This is a genomic window from Plasticicumulans sp. (assembly GCF_035331805.1).
Classification (GTDB): Bacteria; Pseudomonadota; Gammaproteobacteria; order Competibacterales; family Competibacteraceae; genus Plasticicumulans.
On sequence record NZ_DAOLKE010000093.1, the window covers coordinates 1 to 11,463 of the forward strand.

Genomic DNA, 11,463 nt, shown 5'->3' on the forward strand with positions numbered 1-11,463 from the left:
CCGGGACCGGCGGAAGCGCGGCCGGCGCGGCCGGCGGAGGTGGTGCGACCGGCGGCGTCACCGGCGCCGGTCGCGGCTTCGGGCGGCTGCTGCCGAGATACTGCTGCACCAGCGCGAAGAAGCGCTGGTAGAACGGCCCGGCCGGCACGGTCTCGGCACCGATCTTGATCAGCGAATCCTGACTCTGGCCGATCGGCAGCGAGATCGAACCGACCACGCCGACGCCGACGCTGGCCGAGGAGCTGGTCTTCTTGACCGTGTACAGCGTCTGCTCGGCGTTCGCGAACAGCAGCGCGGCATCGGCAAAGCCATCGCTGTCGACATCGCCGTCGCCGGCGCAGGTGATGCGGAAGTTCAGCTCGGTGTGGTTCTCGCGATCGGGCTGGAAGGTCTTGCGTGCCTCGATCGCTTCGGGCTTCGCATCGACGATCACGTAACCCTGGCTGAGCAGCGCGCGGCGCGCGGCCTCGCAGGTCGCGACCGGAGGTGCCGCGTAGCGGTGCGAATAGTCGGACGAGGCCGCGAACTGTTCGTTCTTGTAGACGGCCTGGCCGCTGCCGGGCCCGCTGCAGGCCGCGGTGGCGGCGAGCACGGCGGCGCAGAGAAGCCGGCCGGCGACGGCCGGCAGCAGCGCGGATACGGCGGGTACGGACGACATCGGCTCCTCACCGGCTCCGGGCGCGCTCACGCGCGTTCGGCCTTCAGCATCTCGGCGATCAGGAATGCGAGTTCCAGCGACTGCGAGCCGTTCAGGCGCGGATCGCAGTGCGTCAGATAGCAGGCGGCCAGCGCCTCGTCGTCGATGCCTTCGGCGCCACCGGTGCATTCGGTGACGTTCTGCCCGGTCATCTCGAAATGCACGCCGCCGGCGTGCGTGCCCTCGGCGCGGTGCACGGCGAAGAAGCCGCGCACCTCGGCGAGCACGCGCTCGAACGGCCGGGTCTTGTAGCCGGTGCTCGACGTGATCGTGTTGCCGTGCATCGGGTCGCAGGACCAGACCACCTTGCGCCCTTCCGCCTGCACCGCGCGCACCAGCGCCGGCAGCGCGTCGCCGACCGTGTCGGCGCCCATGCGCGCGATCAGCATCAGCCGGCCGGCCTCGTTGGCGGGGTTGAGCAGGTCGCAGAGGCGCAGCACGTCGCCGGGCTTCGTCTTCGGGCCGACCTTGACGCCGACCGGGTTGCCGATGCCGCGGCAGAACTCGATGTGCGCGCCATCGGGCTGGCGCGTGCGCTCGCCGATCCACAGCAGGTGCGCCGAGCAGTCGTACCAGTCGCCGGTCAGGCTGTCGCGCCGGGTCAGCGCCTGCTCGTAGCCGAGCAGCAGGGCCTCGTGCGAGGTGTAGAACGCGGTCTCGCGGATCTGCGGCGTGTTGTCACCGTTCAGGCCGCAGGCCTCCATGAACTTCAGCGTGCGGCCGATGTGATCGGCGAGCTCGCGGTAGCGGTCGCCCTGCGCACTGGCGGCGATGAAGTCCGCCGTCCAGCGGTTGACCTGGTGCAGGTCGGCATAGCCGCCCTGCGCGAAGGCGCGCAGCAGGTTCATGGTCGCGGCCGACTGGAAGTAGGCCTGCACCTGACGCTGCGGGTCCGGCGCGCGCGCTGCGGCCGTGAATTCGAGGCCGTTGACGTTGTCGCCGCGGTAGCTCGGCAGCGTCACGTCGCCGCGCGTCTCGACAGGCGCACTGCGCGGCTTCGCGAACTGCCCGGCCATGCGCCCGAGCTTCACGATCGGCAGGCCGGCGCCGTAGGTCAGCACCACGGCCATCTGCAGCAGCACGCGGAAGGTGTCGCGGATGTTGAAGGCGTGGAACTCGGCGAAGCTCTCGGCACAGTCACCGCCCTGCAGCACGAAGGCGCGCCCCTCGGCGACCTCGGCGAGCGACTTCTTCAGCGTGCGCGCCTCGCCGGCGAACACCAGCGGCGGGTACTTCGCAAGCTGCGCCTCGGCGGCGGCGAGCGCGGCGGCATCGGCGTATTCGGGCATCTGCTGCGCCGGATGCCGGCGCCAGCTGTCAGGGGTCCACGGGCTGCTCACGCTACTCATGCTGCTCACGCCATTCATGCCACTCATCCACGTCGTCTCGCCGGTACGCAGGCCGGCACGGGCAGGGCCGGAGCTGCAAACAAGCCGGCAAGCCTCGCCCATCCTTGTCAATCCCGCAAGCGATGGTCATATCATGCGGTCTCTGGCGCCTGCCCTGCCGGCCCGCCTGCGCCAGCCCACAGGAGCCCATAACTAATGACCAACGAACTGCAACTGCCGGGCAATTATCGTCCGAGCGCCGACGAGCCCTACATGAACGAGCGCCAGCTCGAATACTTCCGGCGCAAGCTGCTTGCCTGGCGTGAGGAACTGCTCGCCGAGGCGCAGTCGACGATCGACGCGATGCGCGAGGCTCCGACCGATGGCGCCGACGAGGCCGACCGTGCCAGCCGCGAGAGCGACACCAGCTTCGAGCTGCGCACGCGCGATCGCTACCGCAAGCTGCTGAACAAGATCGAATCGGCGCTGAAGCGCATCGCCGACGGCAGCTACGGCTACTGCGACGAGACCGGCGAGGAGATCGGTCTCGGCCGGCTCGAAGCCCGGCCGATCGCGACGCTGACGGTCGAGGCGCAGGAGCGCCGCGAGCGTCGCCAGTCGCTGCAGGCCGACCCGCACTGAACGCCGGACCCGGGGACGGCTGGCTGACGCTGCGCGAACTCGACGCCCGCCACGGCGCCGGCAAGGGCACGGCGTTCCGGGCGTTTCGCGCCGCGCTGCCCGGCCTCGTCGAAGGCCGTGACTTCCGCCGGCTCGATGCCGTCGCCGATGCGGCCGAGATCGCCGTCCTGCGCGCTGGCGGGCGGACCTACGCCTCCAGCGTCCACGTCGTGCTGCTCAGTCCGGCGACGGCCGAACGGCTGCTGACGCACTGAAAGCCCGTGCCCGGTGCACATCCGCTGCGAGCGGATTATCGTGTGCGGTCGTCCCCGTCCTGCCCGGATCGCCCGCCGTGAACCCCGCCTTGCGCACCGCCGAAGGCCATTACACGCTGGCCGCGCTCGATGCATTCGCCTGGATGCTGACGCCGGTCTGGGTGTTCGACCTGACGGTGCCGACCATCCTGTGGGCCAATACCGCGGCGCTCGAACTCTGGGAGGCACGCGATCTCGCCGAGCTGCAGGCGCGCGACTTCTCCGATCTCACCGACACGACGCGCCAGCGCCTGGCCCGCGCGCTGGCCGAAATCCGCGACGGGCGCACCTGCGCCGAGCAGTGGACCTTCTATCCGAAGGGCCGCCCGGTGCACCTGATCGTCAACCTGACCGGCATCGTGCTCTCCGACGGCCGGCTGACGACGCTGCACGAGGCCCGGCCGGTCGTGCCCGAACAGCCCGATCCGCTGGCGCTGCGCGGCATCGAGGCCCTCACGCACACACCGGTGATGATCACGCTGCACGACGCAGAAGGCCGCGTGCTGATGCAGAACCCGGCCGCGCAGCGCAGCTTCGGCATCACCGATGCGGCCCGCGAGCAGTTGCGCGCGCGCTGCGCCGACCCGCTCGACGCCGCCTCGCTGCTGGACGCACTCGAACCCGAAGCCGGCTGGGTCGGGGAAATCCCGCGCCTGACCACCGCCGGCCTGCGCTGGCATCGCGTCAAGGCGCATCGCACGACCGACCCGGTCACCGGGGCGGCGGCCGTGCTGGTCTCCGAGCACGACGTGCATGAGCCGCACGAGGCGCGCACGCGGCTCGCGCACAGCGAGGCACGGCTGCGCTCGATCGTCGAAGGCGTGGCCGCCGTGCTCTGGGAGGTCGAGCTGCCGTCCGGGCGGCTGTCATACGTGTCGCCGCAGATCGAGCAGCTCTCGGGCTATCCGAGCACCGAGTGGTATGACCCGCAGGTCTGGCTCGCGCGCATCGACGCCGAGGACCGCGAGCACGTGCGCTGCAGCCTGAGCGAACAGCTGGCGGCCGGGCGCGACGGCACGCTCGAATACCGCCTGCAGCGCGCCGACGGCAGCCTCGCGTGGTGGCGCACGCACTTTCGCGTGCAGCGCGGCCTCGACGGCCGGCCGCTGCGGGCGATCGGCTTCCTGCTCGACATCAGCGACCGCGTCGCCACCGAGGAGCGGCTGCGCGTCGCCGAACTGGTGTTCGATCACGCCGATCAGGGCATCTTCGTCACCGACGCCGAGCAGCGCATCCGCTACGTGAATCCGGCCTTCGAGACGATCTCCGGCTACGGCGCCGGCGAACTGCTCGGGCAGACGCCGCGGCTGCTGCGCTCCGGCCATCAGGACGAACGCTTTTATGCCGAGATGTGGAGCACGCTGCGCCGCGACGGCCGCTGGCGCGGCGAGCTCTGGAACCGGCGCCGGAACGGTGACCTGTACGCCCAGCAGCTGACGATCCGCGCCGTGCCCGATCCGCACGGCCGTTCGACGCGCTATCTGGCCCTGGCCTCGGACGTGACCGAGCAGCGCCAGCGCGCCGATCGCCTGCAGCACCTGGCGCTGCACGATGCGCTGACCGGGCTGCCGAACCGCAAGCTGCTGAACGACCGGCTGGCGCAGGCGGTGCGCCTCGGCCGGCGCGAATCGCTCGGTTTCGCGCTGATCGCGCTCGATCTCGATGGCTTCAAGGGCGTCAACGATACCTGGGGCCACGCCGCCGGCGACCGCCTGCTGCGCTCGGCCGGCCGGCGGCTCACGAACGCCGTGCGCGCCTCCGACACCGTCGCGCGGCTCGGCGGGGACGAGTTCTCGGTGCTGCTGTGGGACATCGCCGGCCGCCACGACGCCGAGGCCGTCGCCGCGAAGCTGCTCGCGGCGCTGCGGCGCAGTTTCTCGATCGACGGCCACACGGTGCAGATCGGCGCCAGCTTCGGCGTCGCGCTGTATCCGCAGGACGGCGCCGATGCCGCGACGCTGACGGTGCATGCCGATGCCGCGCTGTACCGCGCCAAGTCCGCCGGCCGCAACCTGTACGCGTTCTACACGCCGACGCTGGAGCACGAGGCGCACGAGCGCAACCGGCTCGAAGGGGCGCTGCGCCGCCTGCTCGATGGCGGTGCGCTGGCGGTCGCCATCCAGCCGGAGGTCGATCTCGCCGATGGCCGCATCACCGGCGCCGAACTGCTCGCCCGCTGGCCCGACGCTGACACCGAAGCGCCGGTGCCCCCGGCGCGCTTCATTGCGGTGGCCGAGGAATGCGGGCTGATCGCCGCGCTCAGCGAAGCCGTGCTGCAGCGCGCCCTCGGACTGCTCCGCGCCTGGCAGCCGTGGCTGCCGCGCGGGTTTCGCCTGAGCGTCAACCTGTCGCCGGCGCTGCTGCGTCAGGGCGAGGCGCAGCCCCTGTGCCGGCGCGTGCTCGCCGGCGAGCCGGCGCTGGCCGCGGCGCTGATGCTCGATCTGCCCGAACGCGGCCTGTTCGCCGAGGACGCCGCGACCCGGCGCCGGCTGCACGCGCTGCGCGCACTGGGCCCCGGACTCGCGCTCGATGACTTCGGTCAGGGCACGCTGCCGCTCGCGGGGCTGCGCGAAGGTGACTTCGACGTGCTGAAGATCACGCGGGCGCTGGTGGCCGGACTCGATGCGGAGGCTGCGCAGTCGGGGCTGGCGGCCGCCCTGCTCGGCCTTGGTCAGGCCCTCGGCCTGCCGGTGATCGCCAAGGGCGTCGAGACCGCAGCGCAGGCCCGCGCGCTGCGCGCGCTGGGCTGCACGCGAGCCCTCGGCTTTCACTTCGCTCCGCCCCTGACGCCGGAGGCGTTCTCCGGACTGCTCGCCGGCGGACACAAACTGCCGCCCTCCTGAGCGGCGCGCGCCGCTCACTGGCCGCGCCGGGCGATCCTCAGCACTTCCGGCAGCGCGCGCAGGCGCTTGATGACCTGCGCAAGATGCACGCGGTCGCGCACGTTCAGCGTCAGGTTGACGGTCGCCGTGACGCCGTCGCGCTCGCTGGTCGAGATGGTCTCGATGTTGGCGTCGGCCGCCGAGATCGCCGCGGCGACGCTCGCGAACACGCCGCGCTTGCTGGAGACATCGATGCGCACGTCGACCGGGAAATCACTGCGCAACGACTCGGCCCACTCGATCTCGATCCACTTTTCCGGATTCTTCTTGTAGTCGGCGACGTTGCGGCAGTTCTCGCGATGCACGACCACGCCGCGCCCGGCGGTCAGGTAGCCGATGATCGCGTCCCCGGGCAGCGGCCGGCAGCACTTGCCGAAGCTGACCACCGTGCCCTCGGTGCCCTTGATCAGCAGCGGCGCGCCCTGGCCGGCACGCGGGCGGTCCTCGGCCGACTCGCCGCCGGGCAGCAGGCGCTTGGCGATCAGCGGCGCCATGCGCGTGCCGAGGCCGATGTCGGCGAGGATCTCGTCGAAGCCCGCGACGCCGAGTTCCTTCGTCAGCGCCTGCACGCGCGCCTGCGGCAGGTCGGCCAGGCTGCCGACCTGGCCGACCAGGCTCTTTTCGAGCAGGCGCTTGCCGAGCAGCACGGCCTCGTCACGCTGCAGGTTCTTCAGGTAGTGGCGGATGCTCGCGCGCGCCTTGGCGGTGACGACGAAACCGAGCCAGGCCGGATTCGGGCGCGCGGTCGGCGTGATGATGACCTCGACGGTCTGGCCGTTGGCGAGCGGCGTGCGCAGCGGCACCAGCCGGCGGTCGACCTTGGCGGCGACGCAGGTGTTGCCGACATCGGAGTGGATCGCGTAGGCGAAGTCGACCGCGGTCGCGCCCTTGGGCAGCTCGATGATCTCGCCGCGCGGCGTGAACACGTAGACCTCGTCCGGGAAGAGATCCATCTTCACGCTTTCGAGGAACTCGACCGAATTGCCGGCCCGGCGCTGCATGTCGAGCAGCCGCGCCAGCCATTCGCGCGCCCTGGCGTGCGCGGCGTTGCCCTGCGCGCCCGGCGACTTGTACAGCCAGTGCGCGGCAACACCGGCCTCGGCCATCACGTGCATGTCCTGCGTGCGGATCTGCACCTCGATCGGCACGCCGTGCGGTCCGAACAGCACGGTGTGCAGCGACTGGTAGCCGTTGGCCTTCGGGATCGCGACGTAGTCCTTGAAGCGGCCCATGATCGGCTTGTACAGGCCGTGCACGAGGCCGAGCGTGCGGTAGCAGGTATCGACGCTGTCGACGATCAGGCGCACGGCGTAGACGTCGTAGACCTCCTTCAGGCCGAGGCGCTTCTCGTGCATCTTCTTGTAGATGCCCCAGAGATGCTTCTCGCGCCCGACCACGCGCGCCTTGATGCCCTCTTCGAGCAGGCGGTTGCGCACGCGCGTCTCGATCTGGGAAATGATCTCGCGGCGGTTGCCGCGCAGCTTGCGCACCGCCTCGGACAGCACGCGGTGGCGCGTCGGATACAGGTACGCGAAGCCGAGGTTCTCGAGTTCCAGCCGCAGGTGGTTCATGCCGAGGCGGCCGGCGATCGGGGCGTAGATCTCCAGGGTCTCGCGGGCGATGCGCCGGCGCTTCTCGGCCGGCATCGCGCCGAGCGTGCGCATGTTGTGCAGGCGGTCGCCGAGCTTGACCATGATCACGCGGATGTCCTTCGCCATCGCGAGGAACATCTTGCGGAAGTTCTCGGCCTGCGCCTCCAGCTTCGAGCCGAACTGGATCTGCGTGAGCTTGGTGACGCCGTCGACCAGTTCGGCGACCTCGGGGCCGAAGCGCTCGGTGACCTGGTCCTTGCCGAACTTGGTGTCCTCGATGACGTCGTGCAGCACGGCCGCCATCAGGGTCTCGTGGTCGAAATGCACCTCGGCGAGGATGCGCGCGACCGCGATCGGGTGGAACACGTAGGGCTCGCCGCTCTTGCGGTACTGCCCCTGGTGCGCTTCGGCCGAGAACCAGCAGGCCGAGCGCACGGCCTCGACCTGTGCGGGGTCGAGGTAGCCGGCCAGCACCATGCACAGCTCCTCGATCCGGGAGTTCAGCTCCTCGGACCAGTCGCTGCCGGGCAGCACGGCGCTCGACGCGCTCACCGATGCCTCAACGCGATCGCTCGTGCCGCAGCGGGCGGAGCTTCAGGCCGCACGCGCTCACGCGTTCGCCTCGCCATCGAGGCCGGGGGCCGGCGGCGTGACCGGCGAAGGTTCGCCGCCGGCCATGTCCAGCGGCTCATCGAAGCTGAAATCCGCCAGCACCGGCTCGCGCTCGCGCTCCGGCAGCACCTGCGGCTCGCGCATCAGCGCCTGCGGATCGATCAGGCCGGCGGCCAGCTCGCGCAGCGCGATGACGGTCGGCTTGTCGTTTTCCTCGGGCACCAGCGGCATCTGGCCGAGTGCGATCTGGCGCGCGCGGCGCGAGGCGACCAGCACGAGCTGGAAGCGGTTCTCGACGCGATCCAGACAATCTTCAACGGTGACGCGTGCCATGTTCGGGATTTCCTCGAAGATTCAACGGGTGACGACGCTGCCGGCCGACCGTACGGCCCGCACGACGCGCACCCCGGACAAAAGTGAGTCAGTGTACGCAGACGCCCCCGGCTGCCACAACCGCCGTCCCGGCGTGCCGGCCTTCAGTCGAGCAGCGCATCGAGCAGCGCGCCGTGACGCTCGGCCTGCACGCTGCGGCGCAGGCGCCGGGCGGTGAACAGCGCCTGCAGCTCGGCCAGCGCCCGGCCGAAGTCGTCGTTGACGATCAGGTAATCGAATTCGACCCAGTGCATGAGTTCGGAGCGCGCATCGCGCATGCGCCGCTCGATGACCTCGGCCGCGTCCTGCCCGCGGCCGCTCAGGCGCCGGCGCAGTTCCCCGACCGAGGGCGGCACGATGAACACCGACTGCGCTTCCGGAAACGCGGCCCGCACCTGACGCGCGCCCTGCCAGTCGATCTCGAGGATCACGTCGCGCCCGGCCGCGAGCCGCGCCGCGACACCGGTGCGGGCGGTGCCGTAGCGGCGGTCGAACACCTGCGCGTGTTCGAGGAAGGCATCGTCGGCGACCAGCCGCGCGAAGGCATCGTCGCTGACGAAGTGGTAGTGCTCGCCGTCGCGCTCGCCGGGGCGCGGAGCGCGCGTCGTGTGCGACACCGAGACCTCGACCTGCGCATCCTGCGTCAGCAGCGCGCGCACGAGGCTGGTCTTGCCGGCGCCCGAGGGCGCCGAAACGATGTAGAGCTGGCCGGATGCGGTCATCGCGGGGACTCCGCGCGGGGCTTGCCGCCCTGCGCTCATTCGATCATTCGATGTTCTGGATCTGCTCGCGCATCTGCTCGATCAGCACCTTCAGCTCCACGGCGGCGCGCGTGGTCTCGGTATCGAGCGATTTCGACGACAGCGTGTTGGCCTCGCGGTTGAGCTCCTGCATCAGGAAGTCGAGCCGCCGGCCGACCGGCTCGGGCCGGCGCAGCACGTCGCGGATCTCGGCGAGGTGGGCATCGAGCCGGTCGAGTTCCTCCTCGACATCCATGCGCTGCGCGACGATGACCATCTCCTGTTCGAGCCGGCCCGGATCGGCACCGGCCGGCAGGTCGGCGAGGCGCCCGGTGAGCTTCTCGCGCAGCCGCGCGACCACCTCGGGCCGGCGCTGGCGCACGAACGCGACCTGGGCGGCGATCGCATCGCAGCGGCTGAGGATCATCTCGGCGGTGCGCGCGCCCTCGCGCTCGCGGGTCGCGACCAGCTCGGCGAGCGCGGCGTCGAGCACCTCCAGCACGCCGCGCTTCAGCGGTTCGAGATCCTGCTCGGCCTCGGTGACCACGCCCGGCCAGCGCAGCACGTCGGCGAGGCGAAGCCCGGTGCCGGGACCGATCAGGTTTTCGAGCTCGCCGGCAATGCCGAGCAGGCGCTCGGCGTAGGCGCGGTTCAGCGTCAGCTCCGGCGCGCTGCTGGTGGCCGGCTGGAAGCGCAGGCTGGCGTCGACCTTGCCGCGCGTCAGCCGGCCCTGCACGCGCTCGCGCACGGCCAGATCGAGCGCACGCAGGGTCTCGGGCATGCGCAGCGAGATCTCCAGATAGCGGTGATTCACCGTGCGCAGCTCCCAGGCGATGGCACCGGGTTCGGTGTGGCGTTCGCACCGGGCGAAGGCGGTCATGCTGCGGATCATCAGGGAACAGTCCTCGGGAAGCGGCGGGCGGGCGGCGCAGGGGGCGCGGCGACGGTGGCCGTGCATGGTAGCCCCGGGCAGTCGGGGCGCAAACCGCGGCGGCTCGCCGTGCCCGGGGCTTCGGATATACTTCGCGCCCTTTTGCCTGCCCGTCCCCCACAGGTGCCCCCCATGCGTCCCAGCGGCCGCGCGCCCGAGCAGCTCCGCCCGATCCGTCTCACCCGCCAGTTCACCCGCCACGCCGAAGGCTCGGTGCTCGTCGAGTTCGGCGAGACGCGCGTGATCTGCACGGCCAGCGTCGAGGAACGCGTGCCGCCGTTCCTGAAGGGCAAGGGCCAGGGCTGGATCACGGCCGAGTACGGCATGCTGCCGCGCGCCACGCACACCCGCTCGCCGCGCGAGGCGGCGCGCGGCGCGCAGAGCGGGCGCACGCAGGAGATCCAGCGCCTGATCGGCCGCAGCCTGCGCGCCTGTGCCGATCTCGCCGCGCTCGGCGAGCGCACGATCACGATCGACTGCGACGTGATCCAGGCCGACGGCGGCACGCGCACGGCCGCGATCACCGGCGGCTTCGTCGCGCTCGCCGATGCCGTGCGCACGCTGCTCGAACGCCGGTCGCTGAAGAAGAACCCGCTGCACGGCCAGATCGCCAGCGTCTCGGTCGGCATCTGGCGCGGCACGCCGGTGCTCGACCTCGACTACGCCGAGGATTCCGAGGCCGAAACCGACATGAACGTGGTCATGAACGATGCCGGCGCCTACATCGAGGTGCAGGGCACGGCCGAAGGTCATGCGTTCCGGGCCGAGGAGCTCGACGCGATGCTCGCGCTCGCGCGCGCCGGCATCGCCGAGCTGATCGGCCACCAGCGCGCCGCGCTCGGCATCGGCCGCTGAGGCCTCAGCCTTCGGCGCGCTCCGCGGTGCGGCGCAGGCGGCCGAGCGTGACGCGCACGCGATCCAGTTCGGTACGCGCGACCAGCCGCGGCAGCGCCGATTCGAGTTCGGAGAGCGCCGCGTGCAGATCCTCGGGCGTCGTGACCGCTTCGAGCCGCTCGATCCGCCGCGCCGCCGCAGCGTTCATGCGTCCGCCGACCGGACCGACGGATTCGGCGAGCAGCGCCAGCGTGCGCCGGCGCACCTGATCGAGCGCGGCCGGCAGGCCCGTGACCGGCACGCTGGCGGCCTCGACCTGCACGACCCCCAGCCCGGCCAGGGCCGTGCGCACGCGTTCGAGATCGCGCCGCCCGACCAGCCGGGGCAGCGCGGCATCGAGTTCGCCGAGGGCGGCCCGCCAGCCGTCGGCATCGCGGGCGCCGTTCAGACGCTCCATCTGCCGCGCCGCGCCGGCGCCGAGCCGGCCACCGACCGGCCCGACCACCGTGGCCAGCAGTTCGAGCGCGCGCTCGAACTGCT

Annotated in this window: 9 protein-coding genes and 1 pseudogene; 3 read left to right on the forward strand and 7 right to left on the reverse strand. The window is 71.4% G+C overall.

The genetic code is table 11. The annotated features are described in order from the left end of the window. Together PKE44_RS08670 and PKE44_RS08675 are read right to left on the reverse strand one after the other, a co-directional pair. A partial coding sequence (locus tag PKE44_RS08670) for a DUF2242 domain-containing protein (protein WP_324550132.1) occupies window positions 1–658 on the reverse strand: 658 nt, incomplete at its 3' end. 26 nt (window positions 659–684) lie between these two features. Further along, a complete protein-coding gene (locus PKE44_RS08675) occupies window positions 685–2,037 on the reverse strand; it encodes a 3-deoxy-7-phosphoheptulonate synthase class II (protein ID WP_324550146.1) in 1,353 nt (450 codons plus the stop codon). Between the two features lie 204 nt (window positions 2,038–2,241). On the opposite strand from PKE44_RS08675, the gene dksA reads away from it, so the two are divergent. Together dksA and PKE44_RS08685 are read left to right on the forward strand one after the other, a co-directional pair. Beyond that, complete coding sequence (gene dksA, locus PKE44_RS08680) at window positions 2,242–2,667, forward strand: RNA polymerase-binding protein DksA (RefSeq protein ID WP_324550134.1); 426 nt, start codon at window positions 2,242–2,244, stop codon at window positions 2,665–2,667. Window positions 2,668–2,998: 331 nt separating this feature from the next. Beyond that, window positions 2,999–5,803, forward strand: coding sequence for an EAL domain-containing protein (locus PKE44_RS08685; protein WP_324550136.1), 2,805 nt, complete (start codon window positions 2,999–3,001; stop codon window positions 5,801–5,803). Window positions 5,804–5,817: 14 nt separating this feature from the next. Here PKE44_RS08685 and spoT read toward each other — a convergent pair whose 3' ends face one another. The 4 genes from spoT to PKE44_RS08705 all read right to left on the reverse strand — a co-directional run bounded on the left by spoT (window position 5,818) and on the right by PKE44_RS08705 (window position 10,050). Continuing rightward, the gene (gene spoT / locus PKE44_RS08690) at window positions 5,818–7,911 is read right to left on the reverse strand and encodes a bifunctional GTP diphosphokinase/guanosine-3',5'-bis pyrophosphate 3'-pyrophosphohydrolase (RefSeq protein WP_324550148.1); all 2,094 of its coding nucleotides are present in this window, start codon (window positions 7,909–7,911) and stop codon (window positions 5,818–5,820) included. 132 nt (window positions 7,912–8,043) lie between these two features. After that, complete coding sequence (gene rpoZ / locus PKE44_RS08695; RefSeq protein ID WP_324550138.1) at window positions 8,044–8,379, reverse strand: DNA-directed RNA polymerase subunit omega; 336 nt, start codon at window positions 8,377–8,379, stop codon at window positions 8,044–8,046. A gap of 143 nt (window positions 8,380–8,522) precedes the next feature. Further along, window positions 8,523–9,140, reverse strand: a complete 618-nt coding sequence (gene gmk / locus PKE44_RS08700; RefSeq protein ID WP_324550140.1) for a guanylate kinase — start codon at window positions 9,138–9,140, stop codon at window positions 8,523–8,525. Between the two features lie 43 nt (window positions 9,141–9,183). Further along, entirely contained in the window at window positions 9,184–10,050 is an 867-nt protein-coding gene (locus PKE44_RS08705) for a YicC/YloC family endoribonuclease (RefSeq protein ID WP_324550142.1), read from the reverse strand. Between the two features lie 171 nt (window positions 10,051–10,221). Here PKE44_RS08705 and rph point away from each other — a divergent pair, with 171 nt between their 5' ends. Next, complete coding sequence (rph, locus tag PKE44_RS08710) at window positions 10,222–10,944, forward strand: ribonuclease PH (RefSeq protein WP_324550144.1); 723 nt, start codon at window positions 10,222–10,224, stop codon at window positions 10,942–10,944. A gap of 4 nt (window positions 10,945–10,948) precedes the next feature. Here the strand turns inward: rph and PKE44_RS08715 are convergent. Then, window positions 10,949–11,463, reverse strand: a pseudogene (locus PKE44_RS08715) (hypothetical protein); the annotation flags it as partial.

Bases quoted from the DNA above. Each gene is read 5' to 3' on its own strand.
- rpoZ (WP_324550138.1), bottom strand. From the start codon at position 8,379: ATGGCACGCGTCACCGTTGAAGATTGTCTGGATCGCGTCGAGAACCGC.
- dksA (WP_324550134.1), top strand. From the start codon at position 2,242: ATGACCAACGAACTGCAACTGCCGGGCAATTATCGTCCGAGCGCCGAC.
- gmk (WP_324550140.1), bottom strand. From the start codon at position 9,140: ATGACCGCATCCGGCCAGCTCTACATCGTTTCGGCGCCCTCGGGCGCC.
- PKE44_RS08705 (WP_324550142.1), bottom strand. From the start codon at position 10,050: ATGATCCGCAGCATGACCGCCTTCGCCCGGTGCGAACGCCACACCGAA.
- rph (WP_324550144.1), top strand. From the start codon at position 10,222: ATGCGTCCCAGCGGCCGCGCGCCCGAGCAGCTCCGCCCGATCCGTCTC.
- spoT (WP_324550148.1), bottom strand. From the start codon at position 7,911: ATGGTGCTGGCCGGCTACCTCGACCCCGCACAGGTCGAGGCCGTGCGC.